The 21,729-nt window shown below is 69.1% G+C and carries 24 protein-coding genes; 8 read left to right on the top strand and 16 right to left on the bottom strand.

Going from position 1 to position 21,729, the window contains the following annotated elements; all coding sequences use genetic code 11:
- Nucleotides 1-444 precede the first annotated feature (444 nt).
- The 11 genes from DI526_RS07200 to DI526_RS23385 form a co-directional block, all read right to left on the bottom strand.
- Nucleotides 445-765: a hypothetical protein gene (locus tag DI526_RS07200; protein ID WP_304275970.1), complete on the bottom strand. Its 321-nt coding sequence runs from the start codon at nt 763-765 to the stop codon at nt 445-447.
- A gap of 380 nt (nt 766-1,145) precedes the next feature.
- Nucleotides 1,146-1,487, bottom strand: coding sequence for a hypothetical protein (locus DI526_RS07195; protein ID WP_304275968.1), 342 nt, complete (start codon nt 1,485-1,487; stop codon nt 1,146-1,148).
- A gap of 244 nt (nt 1,488-1,731) precedes the next feature.
- Nucleotides 1,732-2,421, bottom strand: a complete 690-nt coding sequence (locus DI526_RS07190; protein ID WP_304275965.1) for a cell wall hydrolase — start codon at nt 2,419-2,421, stop codon at nt 1,732-1,734.
- On the bottom strand, nt 2,418-2,921 hold the full coding sequence (locus tag DI526_RS07185) for a S26 family signal peptidase (RefSeq protein ID WP_304275963.1): 504 nt from the start codon (nt 2,919-2,921) through the stop codon (nt 2,418-2,420). Before DI526_RS07185 ends, DI526_RS07190 begins: the two co-directional genes overlap by 4 nt.
- A gap of 325 nt (nt 2,922-3,246) precedes the next feature.
- Nucleotides 3,247-4,326 carry a ParB/RepB/Spo0J family partition protein gene (locus tag DI526_RS07180; RefSeq protein WP_304275960.1) on the bottom strand — a complete coding sequence of 360 codons (1,080 nt, stop codon included), beginning with the start codon at nt 4,324-4,326 and terminating at the stop codon, nt 3,247-3,249.
- 16 nt (nt 4,327-4,342) lie between these two features.
- Nucleotides 4,343-5,497, bottom strand: coding sequence for an AAA family ATPase (locus tag DI526_RS07175; RefSeq protein WP_304275957.1), 1,155 nt, complete (start codon nt 5,495-5,497; stop codon nt 4,343-4,345).
- Between the two features lie 315 nt (nt 5,498-5,812).
- Complete coding sequence (locus tag DI526_RS07170; RefSeq protein ID WP_304275954.1) at nt 5,813-6,775, bottom strand: replication initiator protein A; 963 nt, start codon at nt 6,773-6,775, stop codon at nt 5,813-5,815.
- Between the two features lie 269 nt (nt 6,776-7,044).
- On the bottom strand, nt 7,045-7,422 hold the full coding sequence (locus DI526_RS07165; protein ID WP_304275951.1) for a single-stranded DNA-binding protein: 378 nt from the start codon (nt 7,420-7,422) through the stop codon (nt 7,045-7,047).
- 696 nt (nt 7,423-8,118) lie between these two features.
- Entirely contained in the window at nt 8,119-9,063 is a 945-nt protein-coding gene (locus DI526_RS07160) for a DUF2493 domain-containing protein (protein ID WP_304275949.1), read from the bottom strand.
- Nucleotides 9,064-9,248: 185 nt separating this feature from the next.
- Nucleotides 9,249-9,491, bottom strand: coding sequence for a GcrA family cell cycle regulator (locus tag DI526_RS07155; RefSeq protein ID WP_304275972.1), 243 nt, complete (start codon nt 9,489-9,491; stop codon nt 9,249-9,251).
- Complete coding sequence (locus DI526_RS23385) at nt 9,458-9,649, bottom strand: hypothetical protein (RefSeq protein WP_369691918.1); 192 nt, start codon at nt 9,647-9,649, stop codon at nt 9,458-9,460. Before DI526_RS23385 ends, DI526_RS07155 begins: the two co-directional genes overlap by 34 nt.
- A 507-nt stretch (nt 9,650-10,156) precedes the next feature.
- Between DI526_RS23385 and DI526_RS07150 the strand changes: the two genes are divergently transcribed.
- The 3 genes from DI526_RS07150 to DI526_RS07140 all read left to right on the top strand — a co-directional run bounded on the left by DI526_RS07150 (nt 10,157) and on the right by DI526_RS07140 (nt 12,353).
- Nucleotides 10,157-11,083 (top strand): HEPN domain-containing protein, encoded by a 927-nt coding sequence (locus DI526_RS07150; RefSeq protein ID WP_304275946.1) that lies wholly within the window; start codon nt 10,157-10,159, stop codon nt 11,081-11,083.
- Between the two features lie 294 nt (nt 11,084-11,377).
- A complete protein-coding gene (locus tag DI526_RS07145; protein ID WP_304275942.1) occupies nt 11,378-11,941 on the top strand; it encodes a response regulator in 564 nt (187 codons plus the stop codon).
- Between the two features lie 181 nt (nt 11,942-12,122).
- Complete coding sequence (locus DI526_RS07140; protein ID WP_304275940.1) at nt 12,123-12,353, top strand: hypothetical protein; 231 nt, start codon at nt 12,123-12,125, stop codon at nt 12,351-12,353.
- Nucleotides 12,354-12,427: 74 nt separating this feature from the next.
- Here the strand turns inward: DI526_RS07140 and DI526_RS07135 are convergent, their stop codons facing one another.
- Both DI526_RS07135 and DI526_RS07130 read right to left on the bottom strand, forming a co-directional pair.
- Nucleotides 12,428-12,631 (bottom strand): hypothetical protein, encoded by a 204-nt coding sequence (locus DI526_RS07135; protein WP_304275938.1) that lies wholly within the window; start codon nt 12,629-12,631, stop codon nt 12,428-12,430.
- A gap of 3 nt (nt 12,632-12,634) precedes the next feature.
- Nucleotides 12,635-13,021: a hypothetical protein gene (locus DI526_RS07130; protein WP_304275935.1), complete on the bottom strand. Its 387-nt coding sequence runs from the start codon at nt 13,019-13,021 to the stop codon at nt 12,635-12,637.
- 477 nt (nt 13,022-13,498) lie between these two features.
- Between DI526_RS07130 and DI526_RS07125 the strand changes: the two genes are divergently transcribed.
- A complete protein-coding gene (locus DI526_RS07125) occupies nt 13,499-14,833 on the top strand; it encodes a hypothetical protein (RefSeq protein ID WP_304275933.1) in 1,335 nt (444 codons plus the stop codon).
- 182 nt (nt 14,834-15,015) lie between these two features.
- Here the strand turns inward: DI526_RS07125 and DI526_RS07120 are convergent, their stop codons facing one another.
- The 3 genes from DI526_RS07120 to DI526_RS07110 all read right to left on the bottom strand — a co-directional run bounded on the left by DI526_RS07120 (nt 15,016) and on the right by DI526_RS07110 (nt 16,648).
- Nucleotides 15,016-15,201, bottom strand: a complete 186-nt coding sequence (locus DI526_RS07120; RefSeq protein WP_304275931.1) for a hypothetical protein — start codon at nt 15,199-15,201, stop codon at nt 15,016-15,018.
- On the bottom strand, nt 15,201-15,719 hold the full coding sequence (locus DI526_RS07115) for a helix-turn-helix domain-containing protein (RefSeq protein ID WP_304275928.1): 519 nt from the start codon (nt 15,717-15,719) through the stop codon (nt 15,201-15,203). Before DI526_RS07115 ends, DI526_RS07120 begins: the two co-directional genes overlap by 1 nt.
- A gap of 233 nt (nt 15,720-15,952) precedes the next feature.
- Complete coding sequence (locus DI526_RS07110; RefSeq protein ID WP_304275925.1) at nt 15,953-16,648, bottom strand: helix-turn-helix domain-containing protein; 696 nt, start codon at nt 16,646-16,648, stop codon at nt 15,953-15,955.
- Nucleotides 16,649-16,811: 163 nt separating this feature from the next.
- Here DI526_RS07110 and DI526_RS07105 point away from each other — a divergent pair, with 163 nt between their 5' ends.
- The 4 genes from DI526_RS07105 (at nt 16,812) to DI526_RS07090 (ending at nt 21,648) form a co-directional block, all read left to right on the top strand.
- On the top strand, nt 16,812-17,714 hold the full coding sequence (locus DI526_RS07105; RefSeq protein ID WP_304275922.1) for a 3'-5' exonuclease: 903 nt from the start codon (nt 16,812-16,814) through the stop codon (nt 17,712-17,714).
- 89 nt (nt 17,715-17,803) lie between these two features.
- Nucleotides 17,804-18,646, top strand: a complete 843-nt coding sequence (locus DI526_RS07100) for a hypothetical protein (protein WP_304275919.1) — start codon at nt 17,804-17,806, stop codon at nt 18,644-18,646.
- A 162-nt stretch (nt 18,647-18,808) separates the two neighbouring features.
- Nucleotides 18,809-20,404, top strand: coding sequence for a bifunctional DNA primase/polymerase (locus DI526_RS07095; RefSeq protein ID WP_304275916.1), 1,596 nt, complete (start codon nt 18,809-18,811; stop codon nt 20,402-20,404).
- Entirely contained in the window at nt 20,401-21,648 is a 1,248-nt protein-coding gene (locus DI526_RS07090; protein WP_304275914.1) for a hypothetical protein, read from the top strand. The genes DI526_RS07095 and DI526_RS07090 overlap by 4 nt, the downstream gene beginning before the upstream one ends.
- The last annotated feature ends 81 nt before the right edge of the window (nt 21,649-21,729 follow it).

Below are 21,729 nucleotides of genomic sequence, written 5' to 3'. Positions count from 1 at the left end.
CAGGCCGATGCTGATGATCAGGGTTTCGGTACGCGAGAAGGTCATGATCTTGGTCTCCATCGACGCTCCCCGTGAGCGCCTTGCCCCAAGCACGCCCGTCGGGTCCCGGGCCGTCACCACCAGGCGCCCCGCGCCCGGTGGGGAACCCGCGCCAGCGGGTTGACGGGCGGGGTGACGGGGTATGCTGGGAAGAGGCGCCCCCAGGGTCGGTAGGCCGGGCTACGCCGTCGCCAGACGACGGCGGCGCGATCGCGTGGCGATCGTGTCAGCCCGGCCGGCCTCGCCGCCCGACGCGCGCCGACCAGGTCCTGGCGCGACGCGCCGGTCCTGCCGAGGCAAGCGGGCCGGGCCCGTCAGTCCGGGATCGCGCCTCAGGCCGCGCCCCGGTCGCGCTGACCAGCAAAGGGCCCGCCGCCGCGACGACGGGCCCTTCGCGCGCGGCGCCTATCGGCTTGATAGACGGCGAAGCCGGGCTTCGCACCACAGGCGCAGACGCCAGCCGTTGTAGGTGAAGAACCGCCGAACCGTGCGGCTCTGAACGACCGCGCGGATGAGATGCTCGCGCGCCAGCGTCTTGCGCCCATATTCGGCGAGCACAACCAGACCGCCGCAAGCCGTGACGAGGTAAGAGCCGTTCTGCGGTCCCTGCATGCGCTCGTCGAGGATCTGGGCCCAGGAAAAATCATCGACCGCCGGGGCGAACCGAAGGCTGTACTCCCACGCCGGATCCAGACGGCGGAAGAAGGTGATGAGACGGCTGAACATCGTAAGCTCCCATGGGGACACGTCGCCAAGCGCGACAGGCCCCCAGCCGCTCGTCGGGTCCCGCGAGGTCACCGCCCCGAGGGGCGGGAAACCCGCTTTGGCGGGTTGACGTCGCGGGTGACGAGACAGACTGGGACGAGCGCGCGACCCCTGCGCCGGCCACGCCGGCGCGCCGAGCGACGGTCCGCCCGGACCGGCGGCGGCCTGGCCCAAGGCCAGGCCCAGCGACCCAAGTCGACAGACGGGGTCGCTCGAACCGCGCCGGACGCTCCCTGCGCCCCGCGGTCGGGGAGCCGCTAGGCCCGACCGCCGGGCGCCGGGAGCGAGCACCACGCCAGGCCATCCGTCGGCGACAAAAAGGGGGGCCAAGGCCCCCCGGGTCAGTCGCCGACGTAGCCCTGCATGCGGCTGCGCTGCCACTGTTCGAAGAACAGATGATCCACCAGGACGCCGCGGGCGTTGAGCATGTCCAACTCATCCATGATCGCCCAGGCCTCCTCGGCGTCCATCGCGTCCCACAGCGCCTGCACGCGCGCCCGCTCCCGGTCGCGATCCTCGGCCTCGGCCATGTGTCCGGCCCGTTCCAGATCGCTGAGATGGACCTGCCAGGCCCAGACGTGCTCGTCGAATTCGTCATAGCCCAGGACGGGCTCGGCCGCGCTCAGCACCAGCGGAGCGCGCCGTGCAGGGCATGCGGTCAGGTTCGTGATCAGCTTGAACATCGTGAAGCCTCCAGGCCGCCGCTCCTGGTGAGCGACGTTGAACCCGAGGGCCACGGACGGGGTCCCGCGGTCACCGCAGCGGCCGGGAGGCCGCGAAGGGAAACGGCGCAGCCGTTGACTTCGGGTCGTCCGTGACACGATGGGAAGACGTCGCCACCAGGCTCAGTAGGGCGGGCCACGCCGTCGCCCGGCGACGGCGGCGAGATCGCGTGGCGATCACGTCAGCCCGGCCGGCCCCGCTCCCTCACCGCCGGCGGCCGTCACGAAGCACGAACATGCCCCGTGTCCCCGTCACCGCGTCGGTCTCCGCCGCGACCGCTTCGGCCGAAGGTCGAGGCACGAAGATCGCCTCGATCGGCGATGTGGCGGCGACGACCGCCTGGGGGGCCGGGCCTGTGGCCGCATAGAAGGCATGGTCGCCGATGACCGCGCTGGGCGTGCGGCCGCCGAAATGGACGAGCCTGGGCGAGACTTGGCCGGCGGCGGCCCGCGCCGCGACAATGCGCGGGTTCTGGAAATAGAGCGCTCGCCCCGTGGGGTCGGGGAGGCGCCCCTCCAGCACCAGATTGACCAGGGTATCGACGCGGGCCCGTTGGACGGACGTGGCCGCCGGCAAGGCCCGCCAGTCGCCGCCCGCCCGAAGCACCGGCTCGAACTGGGCCCGGGCGTTGAGCACCTGATCCACGCTCGTTCCCCAGCGCCCGTCGGCGAGGCGATTGAGGATGGTGCAGACGACGGCCAGGAGGCCGCTGTCGCCCTGGTTGGCGGCCTCGGCCACGGTGACGCGGGTGATGGCCTCGCGCGCCCCCGGCGCGGCCAGGGCGACGGCCAGATCGGCCCGGGCGCCGCCCGGCAGGTCCTCTCCGCGCGCGAACCCGCCCTGGAGGCTCAGGAACAGCCCCAGGAGCCCCAGAAGCGCCCCGCGCGACCTCACGCGCCCCGCGTCCAGATCGGGGCGTAAACGCCGAGAATATCCGTCGCGCGGACTGGACCGTAGTAGCGGCTGTCGAAACTGTTGGGGATTCGTCCCGAAAAGACGACGTACTCGCCCGCGCCCAGACGCCGGCAACCGCGCCAACGCGGTAACGGCCGTCCGCCCCGATCATGATCGGCGATGGCCCCAAGCGCTCGCCCGTCGATGGATAGAAGGCCATCGGCGCAGGCCAGGCTCCCCTCCCCGGCCGCCACCGCCTTCAGGATGCTGCCCCGCGCCCGACCCGGCTGGGCGAGGCGCAGATAGGGCATGGCGGCGGGCGGCGGCCGAAAGGCGATCAGCGCGCCTGGGGCCGGCTCGGCGGCCACGCGCCGGTAGAGCCCGACAGGCTCGCTGGGCGAGGTGTTCAGCAGCACCAGCGGCGCATCGAGCAAGGCCGACCCCAGCGCCAGGGGCGCGGGGATCAGGGCGGCCAGGACGAGAGCACCGGAGACGCGCATGCGCCCAGCCTCCCTCACCCCGCGCATCCGTTGCAATCCCCCAGAAATCAGGGGTCTGGCCGCGGTATGGTCGGGCGGCGCGGTCACTGATCCACCGTGGAAGTTGCCACATGGCAACTCGCCGTCTCCAAGGCCCTTGGCCTGCACGTCCGCGCCGCTCAGGCCCGGGGGCGACGTGGCTCAAGCGGACGAACTTGTGGGGCCTATGCCCGCCCGGTCACTGATCCCCCGACAAAGTTGCCATGTGGCAACTCGGAGGCCCGACAACAAAAAAGCCCCGCGGGCCGAGCCGACGGGGCTTCAAAATGCGAGGTGCGATCCAGCCTCAGGCGCTGGGGCGCAGCCGAACCAGCTCGGCTTCCAGGGCGGCGATGAAGTCGGCGTTGGAGGCGCCGGCGTCGAGCGCCAATTCCAGCACCGCCTTGCCGGGGCCTTTCGGCTTGACGGTGAAGAGCGTCACCGCCCCGTGCTTGACGACCCGGGTCTCACCCGCGGCCGCCGGAGCCTCGGCCTTGCCCAAGCCGGCGTTACGCAAGGTCGCGATCACCTTGGCCGGGTCGATATAGGCCTGGCCCGCCTCGCGCCGCCGGGCCTGCTCGCCGGCGAGTTTCTTGGCCGCGGCGATCACCCGGCCGCGTTCGGGGTTCTGGGCCAGGACCGGCTTGAGGTCGCGGGCGTGCTTTTCCAGCACCTGCAGGTGGTCGCCGAAGGCCTCGACGACCTCGAGCGGCAGCCGTCCCAGGTCCAGGAAACGCGACAGCCACGCCTTGGGACGGTCCAGGCGCTCGGCCATGCGCGAGGCCACGCCGCCGTAGTAGAGGTCGATGGCGCTCAGATAGTCGACGGCCCGCTCATAGTCGGAGAGATCCTTGCGGGCGCGGTTTTCGATGTCGGCCAGGCGGAAGGCCGCCTCGTCGGAAAGCTCGCGCTCCTCGATGAGATACTTGATCTCGCGGTGCTCGACCGCGCGCAGATAGCTGACCGCCCAATGGCGGCGGGCCCCGGCGATGACCTCGTAGTCGAAGTTCGGATCGTCGGTGACCCGGCGCACGATGGCCGGGAACTCCTGCTTGCCCTGGGCCCGCAGGCCCTCCAGCAGCTCGGCGGTGTTCTCCGGCGTGAGCAGGTCGTACTTGCGGTTATGACGCGCCCACATCCGGCAGCGGGCCGGATCGACGAGCCGCAGGGTTTTTTCCTGCAGGTCGCCCGAGGCCAGGCGCGACAGGCCCGCCATCCGGTCGTTGAGGCGCGGCGGTATGGTGGCGGCCGGCGCCGACGTCGGCGCGGCCTGGACGGCCTCGGCCGCCGGAACGCTGGTTCTCGGGGGATTGGTGACCGCTGCTGGCGGCGTGTCGCCGACCAGGCTGGCCAGGATGTTGCGGTTCTTGCCCGTGGTGGACGCCATCGTCCCCTCCCCTTTCCTAGCCGACGCCCAGTCGCCGCAGCTCGGCGCGATGGCTCGGCCAGGCCTTGCGGATCAGGATCTCGATCTCGCTGTTGAGACGATCCAGGTTGTTGCGGCAGCGCTCGTGGACCCGTCCGCCGCTGGCGACCTCGTAGACCGTGCGCAGCTGGACGTTGGCGTTGTCGATCTCGGCCGAGTCCAGCAGCGAGTTGGTCAGCATGTCCGAGCCGAACACGGCCGCCATCATCTCGCGGATCTGAATGTGGGCGCTCTTGCCTTCGTCGACCTTGGTGGCCACGACGCGGAGAAACTCAAAGCCGTTCTTGTTCAGACCGTACTGGTCGAGGACCTGGACGGTGTCGACGATCATGCGCAGGAAGTGGGCGGTCGAGGCGAAGTCGACGGTGGACGGCGGCGTGGGGATCAGCAGGGCGTTGGCCGCGCGCAGCACCGCCAGCGAGATCATGCCCAGGGCCGGCGGCGGATCGAGCAGAACAACGTCGTACCGATCGGCAATACCGGCAATACCGTCGCGCAGTCGGTCGAGCAGTTCGGGCCTACCCTTCATCCGGGCGGCGGCCTCGTATTCGGCTTGGTAGAGCCCGAGATTGGCCGGGATCAGGTCGATGCCGGCCCAGGCCGTCGGCCGGATGGCGTAGTCGAGGGTCGGGGCGCCGCCATGCTCGAAGAACGGCAGCAGGGTGTCGTCGTCGTCGATGTCGATGTCGGGGTTGAACCCGAACACCGTCGTCGAGGAGGCCTGGCTGTCGCAGTCGATAATCGCGACGCGATAACCCTTTAGGGCGAGATATTGAGCGATGTGGCAGGTCAGGGTCGACTTGCCGACCCCGCCCTTGAAGTTTTGGACGGCCAACACGATCGGCGGATCGCCTTCGGCCCGGCGCGGCCGGCTGCCGAAGATCTCGGTCATACGCGGCGCGGGCAGCCTGCCCTCGGCCTCGGCCTGGCGTATGGCCTCCGGAGTCCTACCGACCATTTCGGCGGCCTTGCTGATCGGAAAGCGCGTGTCGACGATCTTCTCGACGCCCGGGGCGAACACCGTGGCCCTTAGGCGGGTGATCACGTCGTCGGCCCGATTGGTCAGGTTGTTCAGCGCGTCGAGCAGCACCGGTCCGGTGGCTGGCTCGGTCGCCATGGCGGTCGCGGTCATCACCCCCTCCACTTTGCAAATTTCGACGATACTAGACGATATTTGCAAAGTTGTCGTTCGAGAGCGTAAACAAAACCTTAACTGTCAAGCGATGCGTCGAGCCCCGCAAGGCTCGAGGCGCGTCGCGCTCGCAACGACTCCCCTCGCCCCGTTAGAAGAAATCGTTATCGACGAAAGTTAGAAGGGTTAAGCGGCCCGCGACCGCCTTCAACGCCTGCTCCCACAAGGGTTTGCAAGGCCGGCCGGTCACTGATCCCCCGACACCCGGGTCACTGATCCCCCGATGGATCGGTCACCGATCCCCCGAGGAAAAGGTCACTGATCCCCCGACGGGATGCGTCGCCCCTCCACCCGCGCGTCCACCGCCAGCGCCCGAGCGTCCTCCCGGGCCCGGCGAGAATCGGCTGCCGCCATGGCTTCGAGTTCGGCCTTGATTCGGGCGCGCTCGGCCGCGTCGCGGCGGATGAAGTGGACGGCCGCGGCCCCGTCGCGGGTGGTGGCGTGGGCGAGCGCGTAGTCGGGCAGGGTGTCGGCGGCGATGATCTTCTTGAGCAGGTAGGTGAACTGCTTGAGCGGGCCCTCGCTGCCGGACTTGTCGTAGAGGACGCTGACCCGGCAGGTCCAGCCGCCCTCCTGGTCGCCAGCGTGCTTGCGGGCGATGCGGTAGATCGCCCGCTCCAGACCGCCGGTCAGCAGGAAGTAGTCCGGATGCAGGGTCAGCAGCGCCCGGTCGCGCATCAGCCCTTCATAGACCCAGTTGGACAGAGTCAGAGTCAGGCCGCGCGGCGCCCCGGTCACCGGATCCGATTCCAGCGTCCACTCGTCCAGCCAACCGAACTGGGCCCGCTTGTTGCGCTTGGGGGCGCGCAAGCTGGTCTCGATGGTCGTCGATTGCAGCCGCTCCAGGGCCGCCTGCAGTTCGCGATAGGCCGTGCCGCCGGTGTCGCGGTGGATGGCCTTGAGCAGGTCGTATGAGGTGGTGTGGATGGTGCGCGGGATGTCGTTGTCGCCCCGGTCGCGCAGCTTGTTCAGGTGCGAGGTCGCCCAGATCAGGATGTCGGCGTCCCAGATGGTGGCGATGCCGAACTGGGGGTTGGCGCTGACCCGGACGTGGACGTCGCCATCGGGCGAGACGTATTCGATGGGCTTCAGGCGCTTGCGCTTGCCCAGCGAGAAGAACGGTCGCTCCATCAGCTCGCGCTGGTCCTTCCACGCCAGGTCCGCGACCTGGGGGATGAAGAGATCGAACTCTTGATTACGAATCGCGCGCTTGGACATGGCTGGCTCCATTGTGCGCCCCCGGCCCGGCCGACGCAAAGGACCGCCCTGCCCTTGGCCTTGCCGGCGCCGGCGCCGGCGCGCTCGAGTTGCCACGTGGCAACTCCGCGCGCCCAACACCCCTGCCCTTGATGACGAGGCGGCCGCCGACCGGAAAGTTGCCACGTGGCAACTTCCGCCTTTGTCGGTGGATCGGTGACCGCCGGGCGCCGCCTCGGGGGATCAGTGACCGGAACGGCCCGCCCCGGATCGGGGCGGGCCTGCCGGCTTTAGCCCTCTTCGCCAGGCTCGGGCTCGGGGTTGGCCTCGGGACGATCGAGCGACTTCAACTCGTGACCGGGGCCGGCGACGACGATCTTGGTGAAGTAGTGCTCCTTGCCGTCCTTGTCGGTGTAGCGCTCGTTGCGGATCTCGCCCTCGACATAGACCTTGGAGCCCTTGGCCAGGACCCGGCCCTCCAGCCACTTCACCGTGCCCGGGCTCCAGACCTCGACCTGGTGCCAGGTGGTGAAGTCCTGACGCTCGTTGTCCTTCTTGGTGTAGCGGCTGGTGGCGACCCGCAGCACCGCGTACTTCTTGCCCTTGAGGGTGGTGCGGATCTCGCTGTCCGCGCCGGTGAAGCCGATCAGTTGCGCCTTGTTCAGCATGGTTTTTCTCCGTCTCCCGCCGGGAGAAGCCCCGGCGGTCCGCGGCCCTCGCCGCGATCACGGGCCCTGCCAGGGCGGGGACGCAGGGACGGGCCCAAGCCCGCGACGGCTGGATGCCGGCCTGCACGCAGCGCAGCGGAGGAAGGCCGGAGGCTCCGGCCCGAGCGCCTGGCCCCGCCAGGTCGGCTTGGACCCGGCCCGCCCCGCCCTAGGGACGACGTGATCGATCGCGGCGTGGCGGCGAGACCCCAAGGCCTTCCCCCGCAGAGCGCGAAAGACCCGCTGACCAGGGCGCGACCGGCGTCACCGGCGCGAACCGCGGACCCCGCCCGAGAGGCTAAGGACCGCGCCCGCCGGGTCGTCCTCGGACGCCGCCGGCCAGGACCGCGCAGGACGCCGCCGCCGTCGCCGGGCGCCGTCGACCACGGCGCGAGAACGGTGAGACGGGCAGGGCGGCCAAGGCTCGATCTCCCTGTCGAGGCGCAGGCCATAACGCCGCCGACATCGCAGGGGCCCTGAACCAAGGGCGTCGCCGGTCCCCTGAAAGGGGTCGCGCTAACGAATCGCCAACCCCAATCCGTCGTGGCCGGCTTGTCGGCGGTCGCAAGATGTGGGCGGCCGTTCCGGGTTCATTCCACCCCGATGGAAAGTGACAGCCTGGTCGCCGCGGCGTCGCCGCCGCGCCGACCAGGCCCGCTAGCGGGCGCTGCGGATCGGGACGCAGCGGATGCCGCGCTCGGCCGCCTTCTGGGCCAGGTTCAGGGCCGGGCCGAAGGGCCGCGCCGCCTCGCCCTGGCAGGGTTGCAGGCTGGCCGCCAGGGTCAGCACGCAGACCGGCTCCAGGTCGAGCAAGGCGTCGTTGGCCTTGAACGGGGCGGCCCGGCCCGCGCCGTCGAAATCCGGCTTGGCCAGGACGAGCTTGACCCGCTTCTGCCGGGCCCAGCTGATGGCCAGCTTCTCGCCGCCGCGCGCGCCGCAGGTGGCCAAGGCCATATCCGGCCAAGTCTGATGGGCCCAGTTGAGGGCGTCGAAGATCCGCCCGCCGTCGACCGCCGTGTCGGCGCCCGGGGCGGCCCGGAAGGCGATCACCGCGCAGCCCGGATCGACGGCCTGCTGACGACGGGCCTTCATCGCCCGCAGGGCCTCCCGGGCCTCGACCTGGGCGGCGGTGACCCGCGAGCCGCGCACGCTGCCGCGCCAGGGCGTCCACACCTCGCCGGTGGCCACCCGGTAGGTCTCGGCGGCGGCGTCGCGCACCAGGTCGGCGGCCAGGACCGCCACGTCGGCCGCGCGCGTCCTCGCCGTGGCCGTCTGCAGGTCGGTGTCGGCCACCTCCGAGGCGTCGAAGTCGCGCAGCAGGCGGTTGATCTCGTCACGGCCGCGATCAGCCTCGCGGTCGATACGCTGGGAGGCCGAGTGGAAGGCGCCGATCAGGGCCTCGCACAACACGCCCTGGAAGTCTTCAAGGGCGGTCTCGCCGACAAGGTCGAGTAGTTCGGTCATCAGCGCCTGGCCCAGTTGGACGAGGGCGTCCTCGGGCGGATGCGGGCGCGGATCGTCAAGGTCGAGCGCCTGGGCTTCGAGCGGGGTCATGGGGCCGGTGATCTGGGGACCGGTGAGGGGAGGGGGCTGGAAGGTCATGGGAAGGCTCCCGGGGCTTGAGGTCGGAACGAGCCCTTCGGCTCGCGACCGCCCCCCGCGCCGCCGGCCCGGCGGCCGCCGCAGGGGCTTTGAGCGCAGCGTCCCTTGCGGCGGCCTCCGGACGGTGGCGAGGTCGCTCGAGCCGCAGGGCCGTCTCCGCCCAAGCCCACCCCCTGACCACGCCGTCAGGCCGCGCGCCGCCCTGGTCCCCCCGCGATGCGGCACGGGGCCAGCCGATAGGCGCGGAGGCGATGGCCCTCGCAATAGGGCGAGCGCCCCGCCGGCGTCATGGGCGCTGGCCGCCCGCACCAGGCGAAGGCCGCGTCCTTGGGGTCGCCGATCGGCCAGCGGCAGGCCTGGCGGGGCAGGACGGCCAGGTCGACCACCAGCCCGATCAGGTCGACCGGCGCGGGCCGGGGCCGCGCCAGCGCCGCGGCGGCGGCCGGCGGACCGCCAGACGGCCGTGGCGGAGAAGGGGCGGGGCCTTGGGCCGGGGCGCGGCCCTGGCCGGTGTGGCAGCGCGCCGCCCGGGCGCCGAGGGCGGCCTTCGGCCGGCCAGGCCCAGGCGATGGATCTTGCCGATCACGGCGTTGCGGCTCACGGCCCCAAGGGCTTGGCGATCTGGCTGGCGCTCAGACCCTGGCCCAGGAGCGCCTTCAGGCGCTCCACCCGAGCCTGCGACCAGCCGTTGGCAGGTTCGGATACTCCAGCGGATAGGGACGATTCTACGGCGGATGACATGGTCGATGCTCACTCAGCGCGCCCGATCGGCGCGCCCGCCGCGTCCCTGACTCCGGCTTTGGCAACCCCCCAAAATTCGGGTATTGCGCCATGCTGCATCGCAACCTAACGTCGCATTGTCGGAAACACGACTTGTCCCAACCGGTCGTGGACATCCCCGCCGCCGCGCCAGCGGCGGCCAAACGACAACGGCCCTGCCGGGTGGTCGGCGCTATGTCCAAGCCTTCGGGCTAAAGGCGCCGGCGCGCGTGGTTCACGCGTTCTCAACACCCGGCTTCGTGACGCCCCGGCCCCGCCGGCCCCTCGTCAAAAGCCTTGTCCCGCCAGGCCCGCTCGGCGAGACTCGCACCTGATGAAATCGAATCTCGACCACCTGCCCGAACGCCAGCAAGCCGAGTTGGAGGCCATCACCGGCCACCTGCTACGCGGGTTCGACGCGGCCGTGGCCGGCGGCACCCAGCCGTGGCGACGCGGGGCCAAGATCTACAAGATCATCCTGTTCGGCAGCTATGCGCGGGGCGACTTCGTCGACGCCCCCGAGACCGGCTACCAGTCGGACTTCGACATCCTGGTGGTGGTCAGCGACGAGAAGCTGACCGACATCGCCGACTACTGGTTCGAGACCGAGCAGCGCATCGAGCACGACCCGACCATCGGACGCATCGTCAACCTGATGGTCAACGACCTGGCCGACATCAATCGGAGCCTGGACGCGGGCCTGCACTTCTTCCGCGAGGTGCTCGACCAGGGGATCGTGCTCTACGAGATCCCGGGCCACGCCTTCAGTCCGCTGCGCCCTCTGACGCCAGATGCGGCTCTGTCCCTCGGACGCCGGCACTACGAGAAGATTTTCAATACGATCGAGACGTCGCTCGACATCGCGAAGTATGCGATGTCCAAGGGTGATGTGAAGGACTGGCTGCACAAGGCCGCCTTCAACCTGCACCAGGCCACCGAGGCGGCCTATATCGCCGTGCTGCTGCTCAACGGCTTCTATGCCCCGCGCTCGCACAACATCAAGTTCCTGCGCGCCCAGGCCGAGGCGAAGGCCCCCGCCCTGGCGGCGGTGTGGCCGCGCGAGACGCGGGCCCTGCGCAAGCCGTTCCAGAAGCTCAAGCGGGCCTATGTCGACGCCCGCTACAACCAAGACAGCTTCGAGATCACTCTGGCCGAGTTGGAGCACCTGAAGTTGGCGGTGGAACAGCTGATCGCCCTGGTGCGGGCCGTCTGCGACGACCGGCTGGCCCAGCTCGCCCGGGAGGCCGGGGAGGGGACCTGAGCCCCGCCACGCCACCCGCGTCAGGGATCGCAACCCGAACGGGCCGAGACCCCGATCCCTCGGAGAGGGGAGGGGGCTCGGGGCGGCCTGTCCGCCTAGAGCCCGGCCGCCGCAGGCGGGACGCCCTCGTGGACCAGCCCCATGGGCTGTAACAATTCGTGCCTCCAGCGCAGCTCGCATACCCGCCATATGCAGCCTAGGGTCGCCGCATCGTCGGCCACGATCCTTTGGGCGCCGGCGGCTGAGAGACCTGGCCTTGCCCCACGCTCCCGCCTGAATGTCGCGGGAGGTCTCATGCCTGTCTTCCTCTTCTATCCTCAAACCCCCGACGGCGCCTGCCTGACCTTCGTCAGCGCCAGCCTGGCCGACGACGCCGAAGCCGTGCGCCATGCCGCCCAGGTGCTGGCCGACCACGCCTCGGCCGATGAGGTGGCGGTGTGGCAGGGCGAGCGGCTGATCGCGGTCCACGGACGCGACAGCTCCGCGACGCCCCCCGCCATAGGTCACGTCCTGCTGGTCGAGGACTGCTTCTTCCAGGCCGAGACCTTCAAACTGGCCTTCCGCGAAGCGGGCTTCGCGGTCGCCTGCGCCAGCGGCGAGGCCGACGCCGCCGCCCAGCTCCAAGCCCGCACCCCCGACATCGCCCTGGTGGACATCGACCTGGGCGACGGCCCGTCCTTCGCCGTGGCCGAAACCCTCGAGGCCCAGAAGGTGCCGTTCCTGTTCGTCACCGGCTATGATCGGGCGATCCTACCCGCCCGCTGGCGCCACATCGGCCATGTGTGCAAGCCGGTGATGGGCAGCCAGGTGGTCGAGGCCGCCAAGGCGGTCATCAACCCCAGCCCCCTCGCCGCCTGAAGATTGCCTGCAGCGGCGCCTCCCTTTAAGGCTTATCACTCGGCGCAGGTCCACCTTATCCTGGTTGCCTGCCGCCCAACCGAAAGCCCCCGTCCGGGCGGCTGGCGCGGATGTCCAGGCGCTCGCTAAAGGCGCCAGCGCACGGTTCAAGCGTGATCTCAACGCCCGGATGGAGGCCCCGATGGCGACCCTCTCGCCCGCCGCCCGCCCCGACAAGGCCGACCTGGACGAGGCGGTCGCCTGGCTGCGCATTCTCTGGAAGGTTCCCATCTCCAATGAGGACCTGAACGGCTTCTTCGCCTGGAGCCGCAAGAAGCCCGCCGCCCGCGCGATCTATGACGAGCTCTCCCAGCGCATACACGACCTGATGATGGCCGAGCCGCCAGTGCCCGCCCCGCGATCACAAACCTGACCGCGGGCCTGGGCAGTTCCGGACACCCGAAGGTATGGTGGTGAGAAGGCCCGGGCGCACGGCCAGACCCGCGCTCAGGCCCGGCGGCCGTCCACGGTGACGCCCTTGCCCCGGGCGCCGCAGACCGTGCAGCGCAAGGCCGCCCGCAATTGCGCCGGCCGCATCCACTCCCCGGCCCGGGTGAGAATCACCGCCCGGCTCCAGTGAACCCGATGGCCGCAGGCGCAGGCGATGGTCAGCCAGGCCAGCTTGCCGATCCTGGGATCCATGTCGGCCAAGGCTCACCGTCCCGCCGGCGGCGGCCGCCAGCCATAGCCGTAGTCGGCGGGGTTGAGGCCCGCCTCGGACAGGGCGGTGATCGCCTCCCAGCGAAATTGCTCGGCCAGGGGGCCGGGGTCCAGGACGCCGCCGACGGCGACCATGACCGGCATCCGATAGCCGCAGCGCGGGCAGGGCGCGCGCCGCTGGATCTGCGCCATCGTCGCGCCCAGCAGGCGCCGGGCCCGCCCCAGCATGGTGTCGCGCCGCCAGCTGCGCGAGGTTCCGCAGGCGACGCACCGGAAACGGATATCCATCTTCAGCTCCAGGGCGTCGACCAGCCGCAGGGCGGCGAACCGAGGCTCCAGTTCGGCCATCTTGCGCCGCTGCTGGTCGGAGAGCTCAGGCATCGTCCGGCGCCGCCACTTGGCGCACGGCGCGCCAGAAGGGCCAGGGCCTGGCGCTGACCTCCTCGACCTCGAACCAGGCCTCCTCGCCCTCGAAATCGGGCACGCGCTCCTTGTCGATGAAGCTGTTGCGGCTGCGCTGGCCGCGGCGTGCGCCCCCTCGAAGGCGAACATCAGCGTCACGCCGTGATCGGCGCCGCCGTACTGGCGCACGCGCCGCAACTTGACGGTCTTGCGGCTGATGATCCTCTCGGGCCTAGGCGCGTGCGGGCTCGCGCGCTGGCCGGCGCGTTGGGTGGGCATGACAATCTCCGTGTTCCTGGAATGTTCTCATTCCGGAGCGCCGAAGAGTCAACTGCGTCCCAGCGCAAATTGGTCACACGTCAGGGGCGTGTGGATGACCGTGGCTGGCCGAAGGCAGCGAGCCGTCGGCGGCGACGAAGACGGCCTCGAATCAGAAATCGGCCTAGACTCGGCGATATGGAGCCTTGGCGCGACATCACCTTCCGCGTTCCCAACATAGCCGCGCTCACCGACGCGCAGTTGCGCGCCCTGCTGCCCAACCGCGATGGTCGCTGGAGCGAGGCCATCGCCTGGGGCATGGCCGCCCTGAAGGCCTCCAAGCTCGACCTCAACAGCCAATGGGCGGACACGTCGCAGGACTGGACCTGCCCTTGCTGCCAACGCCGCAAGATCGAGATTCTCCGGGTTTCATCCCAGGGCGTGCTGCTGGCCACCTTGCACGACCACCACGACCACCTGCAGGACGTCATCGGCCGCACACTGCAGAGCCAGCTGCCTCATCCCTGGGTCAAGCATATCCCGGAAGGGACCTATGAGCTCGAACACCTGGGGTCACGGATGCTGGCGAGATTCCAGCCCACGATCGTCTGCGCCGACTGCAGCGGCGCGGAGGGCTCGGCCAAGAACAGGCTGCGCCACATCCATCGCGATTTCAGCTTCCGGCCTTCTGAGATCGCCACCTTCATCACCGTGGCGGCCCACCGCGGCCACCAGGTCGACCTTGAGACGGCCGACGCGATCTGGAAGGCCCAGGAAAGCGACTTCCTGGAACGGCTGGCCCTGGCCGAACAGCTGACCAGTGTGATCCTCGCCGGCCGGATGACCCAGGAGCGGTCGATCTATCGGCCGCCGATCAGCGAAGCCCAGGCCCACATGCAATACTGGATGCGCCTGGACCCGCGGCCATCCGGCGTCTCGGACGACCTGGAGGTCCTGCGACAAAGGTCGGTCGCGCGCGAGGGCGTCGGGGCCCAGGTCGACGCAGGATCAAAAGGACGCCGCTCGACCACGCCGCCGACCGACGCCGAGGTCGAGGCCCATGATGGCGGCGCCGAGCCCAAGCTCTGGGAGAAACTCGATGCGGGCTGGCGCTGTCCCGGATGCGACCGCGATCGCAAGGGCCTAGTGCGGCGGTCCAAGAAGCCCGGCCGGCGCTGGTCGGGCGGGGTGCGCACACAAGGAATACGTCCTGCAGGACGTCGCCACCCCGGAAGGGGCTCAGCTGGAGGACATGGCGCTCCGACACGAGCGCCTCCTGATCTGCGAGGACTGCAACAACATCGGCCCGCAGCTGCGAGCGCGCGATCCCACCGTCTCCGGCATGTCCTGTGCTGCAGCTCGACGACATCCGCGCGTCGGTCACCGCCACGCCGCACCAACCGCATGTCGTCGATTGGGATATGCTGCGCGAACGGATCCGACTGGGCGCCCCGCGGCTTTCTCCCATCCGGAACTACGAGCGCTACCTCGGCGAGGCCGTCGGCGTCCGGCGCAGCCGCCAATACTTCCTGAACCTGACGCCGGATGACCCCAACCTCGCCTGGCGACGCCTGGTCGAGCGCAACAAGTCCGCGGGAGAATCCTTCCAGGAGACCTCCGAGTATCTGGCCTTCCTGATCGCCGAGGCCGACAGGCTCGATCCGGAGGAGCCTCTCTAAAGCGCGCCGCCTCCGACAGGCCGTCGCCGGGCCCGGTCAGGCGAGATGGGACAAGAGGTTCAAGGCCGCCAGGCCACAGACGGCCAGGGCGATCCAGAACGCGAAGCGGGCTCCCGCCGCGCCGGCGCCCTCGATCTTGAAGCCGAAGAACGACACCGACAGCTTCGGCGGCTCGGCAAGGGCCGGCGGGGCGGCTGGCGGCATGGCTTTACGGTCAGGCATCAGGCTTCCGTCCCCGCCTTGGCCGCCGCCCGTTTGCCGGCCGGCGTCTCGACCGCCCGCTTGGCCGCCTTGCGCTCCTCGCGGACCTTGGCGAACTCCGGCTCCAAGGCCATCACCTTCGCGATCAGACCGTCGAGGTGATAGAGGTTGGAGTTCCAGTCGCCGGCCGCGGTCTTGCGCAGCTCGCGCCGCACGAGCCCGGCCTTCTCCAGGGCGCGCATGTTGGTCTGGATGGTCTTGGCCTTGACGCCCATGCGGCCGGCCAGCTCCTCCTTGGACGGGAAGGGCGGGCGGCTGGGGTCGTGATAGTACTCCAGCAGCTGAACCACGATGTTGAACTGCAGCGGCGAGAGCCCCAGGCGCGCCTGGCTGCGGATCAGGATGTTGGGCACCCCCGCATAGCCGTGGCTGGTGACGGCCTTGCCCCAGATCTTCTCGGTCGGAGCGACCTTCTTGGGAGCCTTGGGGAAATCGACGACGGTGGCGCCGGTCGGCGCGGGGGTGGCGGTGTCGGCCATGAGCGAAGTCCTTTCGTCGATCAAACTGAGGCCGCCGGCCCTGACGCGCAATGGCGCGAGCGGAAGGGGGTGGGTCATGGAGAAAGCCACCCGACCCATGGTACTTGGGCTCGTTAGCCTTTGCGCTGGTTCGGTGGCGCTAGTTCAGTGGTCGTTTGACGGCCCCAGGTCAGGTCGATCGGCGACCCCACCGTAGGTCACCACAAAGACCCACCTCAAATCGCATTTTCCGCCTATTCGAGGCGAATGCGACGCGAAACCGCCAGGCTGGTGACGGTTCGGCCCGCCGGCAGCAGGGCCAGATAGCCGATCTTCACCCGCCAGGGCCGCTTGTCCACCCAGTTGTCGTTAGTCAGATTGGTCTCCCGAGTAGCCACCGCCACGCTGACGCCGCGCCCTCGCAGGGATCGCAAGATGGCATCCAGATCATCGGCGACGCCCAGCCGTTCCTGGTGGCTGATCTCGCCCTTCACATCGAGATAGTCGCGCAGGTAGTCGAAGAGGTGCGCGGCGTCGGCCAGGCTCTCACGGTCCTCGTCGAGCAGCTCGTCATCCGCGCAGGACAGCATGTTGACCCCGCCCATGAAGCCCTCGAGCGCGCGACCGGACGCGATGGTCGTGGCCGGCAGCATCATGTTCTCGCGGTCGAAGGCCTCCTGCTGTCGGCGAAGGCCCGCCTCGGTCGGAAAGCGCTGCGGCCTGACCAGGAAGTCGAGATCCTTGGCCTGGACCGCGCGGGCGACGGCGCGCAGGGTGTCGGCCGAGCCGCCCTTGCCGTCCTCGACGCGCTGGATGGTCCGGACGTTGACGCCGGCGAGCTCGGCCAAGGTCTCCTGCGTCCAGCCCTGGAGATCTCGGAAGGTCTTGAGGATGACGGCCAGCTCGGCCTTAGTCGGCGCACGCAGTTCAAAATCGGGATCGTCGGACATCGGCCCCTCCTCTCCCTGAGCACGATAAACAACATCGCCACGGCGGCCACGACATCGACCCGACAGCCGGCCGACACGACCGACACCTTATGCGGCCATCCATCACGCGCACCCAACCTCCGCCGGTATGGCAGGATGGCCTCGACGATTCTTCGGACCCCCTATGCCCGACGCCACGCCCGACCTCGCCGCCCTGGAAGTCATGGCCGCCCAGCTCGAAGCCAGCGGCCGCTATCGTCTGCTGCGCCGGTTTGAGGGCTGCACCCTGCACGCCGGCGCCGACCCGGCCACGCTGAAGCGCGGCGTCTTCCTCGATACCGAGACCACGGGCACCGACACGCGCCGCGACGAGATCATCGAGCTGGCGATGATCCCCTTCGACTACGACCCCGAAGGCCGCCTGTGCGCCGTCCACGCCCCGTTCGTGGCCCTCAACCAGCCCAGCAAGCCGATCCCGGCCGAAGTGACCCAGATCACCGGGATCACCGACGCCATGGTCGAGGGCCAGGTCCTCGACCCAGAGGCTGTCGACGCCTTCATCGCCTCGGCGGTGATCGTCATCGCCCACAACGCCGCCTTCGACCGGCCCTTCGCCGAGCGCCTGACCGACGCCTTCAAGCTCAAGGGCTGGGCCTGCTCGATGAGCCAGGTCGACTGGAAGGGGCAGGGGGCTGAGGGGACCAAGCTCTCGGTCCTGGCCCACTGGCGTGGCTTCTTCTTCGACGGCCACCGGGCCGAGAACGACTGCCTCGCGGGCCTGGAGGTCCTGGCCCGCCCGCTGCAGGACGGTCGCACGGCCCTGGCCCACCTGCTGGACGCCGCCCGCGCCCCCACCTGGCGCATCGTCGCCGACCGCTCCCCCTTCGAGCAGAAAGACAAGCTCAAGGCCCGCGGCTATCGCTGGAACGGCGACGACGTCGCCGGCCCCAAGGCTTGGTTTACCGACGTGCCTGACCGCGACCTCGAAGCCGAACTCACCTTCCTCACCCAGGAGATCTACGGCTACGATCCTGGCCTCACCCCCAGACGGATCACCACGTTCGAGCGGTTCTCCGAGCGCGGCTAAGGTCGAGCACAAGCCTCGATCGGGGCCTCGACGGCGGGTCCCGAAAAGCACACCCTGCCACGGTTACGACCCGGACTGGCCAGGACCTCATGAAGCTGACCGTCGAACACAACATCATCGCTGACCTGAATGTCCAGGCCGTTCAGTTGCGTCGCGGTGTGGGAGCCTTCGAACTGGCGCTCCTGATCGATATCACTTGCTCTCCGCCGCCCCCGCCTTCGCCGCGCCGCTGGGCGCGAATCGACTCTATCGGCCTCTACCTGCAGCCGGCGACCGGCGCCGATCACCTGGCCACGCTTCGATCCGCGTCCACGGCGCGCATTGAACAGTACGACAACCCCTTGACCCAGCAATTGGAGTACCGGGCCACTTTGCAGCACCGTCAGCTGCTGGCGCTCGAGGACGCACGTGACGGAAGGGATCTCTCGCTGCGCCTTTCGATCCTGGGCGTCGGGGGTGTGGTGGACGACGGGGTAGGACGCGTGGCGATCAGTGTCGAGCACACGCTCACCGTTCAGCGCTCCGCGTGGATCGATCAACTGAAGGGGTCCTCCGCCGCAGGCGTCCTGCTGATGGAAGCCTCGATCCCCGTAGCCTCCAGCCCCGGGGATGAGGGCATCGCCCGCCGACTGTTGTCCGCCGAAGCCGCCTTTCACAACGGCAATTACGCCAAGTGCATCGGCGACTGCCGGCTGGCGTATGATCGCCTGGGCCTGACCTCAACACCCAAGACCAAGCTTCCCGACAAGCAGTTCGACATGTCCTTTTCCGAACGTGTCGATCTGCTGGTCGCCTCGGCCCGGCACTGCACTCACCTTCCGCACCACGACGATGGCGCCGACAGCAGCGAACATACTTACTCTCGCGAAGAAGCACGGCTCGTCTTTCAGGTTACGGCCGCGGTTGCGTCATACTGGCTGAACGCTCGATAGAGGACGCTGGCTCAAGCCTTCTCCGCGCCGGCCGCGACCGTCCACAGGCCTGTCCCCAGCAAACCGAGCCCAGCGCCGCTAACGACGTTCTGCGGTCGCCCGATTTGTGGTACCCACAAGATCTAGTGTGCGTGCGTACCCCTCGTCCCATCATAGGCGAACATGAGCACGGAACGAAGCAAGGCGGCACGACCTGACCTGGGCCCGTATGGACGGCTGGCCTACGCCTATGCTGTCGCGGGCGTGCCCACCTTTCCCGTCTGTCCCCAGACTAAAAAACCGCTGGTGCGCCAGTACGCGAAGCGGATCCCGTCCACCACGACCATCGAGACCTGGGCGCAGCGCCACCCCCACGCCAGCCTCGGCTTCGCGACGCGTCGCGCCGGGGTTGTGGTGCTGGATGCCGACGACGCCGAGGCGCTGGCCTATTTTCGCGAGCACGCCGGGCCTCCCGTTCTGCGCACCCTGACCCCTAAAGGCGAACACTGGTGGTTCACCGATCCGGGCCGACGCCGCCGGGGCGGCAACCGTCCCACCGATCGCGCCTACGACATCAAGGGCGCCAAATCCTGCGACCTCGTGCTGTTACCCGGCTCGGTCTCGGCCAACGGCGTCTACACCCTGGCCGACGGTGGCTCCAGGGACGTCCCCGGCCTATTCGCCGAGCGGCTGCGGCGCCTCACACCGCTGACCGACGACGCCTACGAGACTCTCATGGGCCCAGGCGGCCTCGATCCCGCGAGCCGCCGATTCGGCCAAGCGCCGATCGCGATGGACAGCGTCGCTCTGCTCGCCCTAGACCGCGTGCCCGAAGGACATCGCAATCAGGCCGTCTTCGCCTATGCCCGGCGTCAGTGTCGGCAGGTCCGCCGCGAAGTCTCCGATGCCGCCGGCCTGGAGGTCCTGCTGGCCCGGGTCTCGCACTACAATCAGATGGCCTGCGATCCGCCGCTCGACGATGCGGAGGTCGAAAAGACCGCCCAGAGCGCCTGGCGCTGGGAGCTGGCCAACATGATCCGCCTGCCCGCCAACCGGGCGCGCGAGATCCGTAAGGCCCTCATCGACCACCAGGGCGAGGCCCGCGCAGTCACGCTTCTGCTGCTGCTGTCGCAGACCTCCGTGCCGGGCGAGGACTTGGTGCTAACTCCCTCCCGCCTGGTCAAGCAGTGCTTGGTGCCCACCTGGAGCCAGACGCACTATCGCACCGCGATCGACGCCCTGGTCGCCACGGGCCGGCTGAGAATCACCGAGCGGGCGCGTCGCGGCCGTGGCAGGACTGGAACCTACCGGCTGGCCTCGCCGCTCGTTTCGTCCCTGAACATCACCAACCTCTTAGCGCGCCTGGACGGAAACGCCGACGCCGCCACGCTCTACGCCATCGTCGCCGAACAATGGGGCGCGCCGTCCACCGCCGAGCTGAGCGTCCGGGGCATGTGCGCCCAGCGCGGCGGCCCGTTCGGAACCTGGGACGAACGCCGGCTTCGTCGCGCACGCAACCGGCTGGAAGCGGCGGACCTGCTCGAGCGGCGCCTCCAGCCACGTCTGGGTCCGAGAACGCCTCGCGCGATGTTCTCCGTCCGGTCCTTGGATGTTCCAGACGTTCCTAAAATCATCGCAATCGCACCAGAAGAGAATCACCGCCCCCTAGGCCTGACGGTGAACTGCACAGTTCTCTCCAGCCCCGCACCGATGCGTCCAGTTGAGCGTCCACTGGACCCCGCAGGTTGGGCCAAACCAGATCAGAGTGGTCCGCCATGACCGATCTGATCACCGAAACGCCCGATCCGGACCTCCAAAAATCGGCGGGCGAAAATTTTGGCGATCGATCGTTCTCCCCGAACGGTCAATTGGGCTGCCACGACTCAGGCCCCAACGACCCAGGTGACGCCGCCCTGGTCGAACTACTCCGGCGCGATCGCGACCGTCAGCTCAAGGCGCTGACCGTGGAGCTGGGCGAGAGCCTGGACGGGCGAACGGTCGTCTACCTCGACACCTGTTTTTGGATCCACCTGCGCGACGCCCAGCGCGGCGACCACGGCGTCCGGGGCGGTGAACTCCTAGGCCGGGTCCGCGGAGCCTTGGCCACCGGCGCGGCGATCTTCCCGATCAGCGACATGACAGTCTTCGAGGTCCTCAAGCAGTCGCCCACGTCACGAGCCGAAACGGCCGCCCTGATCGCCGAACTGAGCCAGGGCGTATCCATCGTCGACACCCATCGCCGGATGGCCACGGAAATCTGCCACCTGGTCAAGACCGGACGGCCGGAGCTGGATCCCGATCAGTTTCATCCGTTGCGCCACCTAGTCTGGAGCCGGGGCCTCGGCATGGCGGGGATGGACTGCCCCTATGTGCCCGGCATGGATCCCGGTCAGGCCGTGCGATTGCAGCGCCGGGTCCTGGACCACCTCTGGCGCTCGATCGGGGCCGAGGAGGTCATCGCCGCCTTCGACGCGTTCGATGACGAAGACTTCCACAAGCTGGTCGTCGAACTCAATCTGCGCATCGCCAAGCACAGCGGCGAGCTGGACAGTTTCAAGACCGCCTACGGGGCCGAGGCCGGCGGGGTGGCCGACCTGGCCGGCGACGTCAGCATGGAGATTTTCGCCGACGAAGCGCGCGCGGCCGGCATCGAGCCGCCGCAGCCCGGAACCGAAGCCTGGACCCAGGCCCGAGGGCGATGGTGCGCGCTGCTCGTCGCCGCGCTCACCAACGGCCCCAAGCCTCGCCAGCGCCTGAGAACCCTTCACGCCCTGGCCGCCCTCCACGCGGCCTTCCGCTGGAACAAGGGCCAGAAGTTCGAGGTCAATGACCTCTACGACTTCGAGCACGCCGCAGCAGCCCTAGGCTATTGCCAAATGTTCTTCACCGAGCGGCCGCTGCACCACATGATCACCGCCGGCAACCTCAAGCTGGACCAGCTTTTCGACTGCCGGGTCGTGCATGGCTTCGACGCGGCCATCGCCGCTATCGCCGGTCTGGCCAAGCCATCGCCTTCCTCTTGAACTTATCCCTCTTTTTGCACATCGCCGCCCTCACTGATCTTGCTTTATGCATAATATATGGCATTGTTTCCGGGTTCACGC

The sequence above is a fragment of the Caulobacter segnis genome, from assembly GCF_003243465.1.
Lineage (GTDB): Bacteria > Pseudomonadota > Alphaproteobacteria > Caulobacterales > Caulobacteraceae > Caulobacter > Caulobacter segnis_A.
This window is presented reverse-complemented; position numbering and strand designations above follow the sequence as displayed.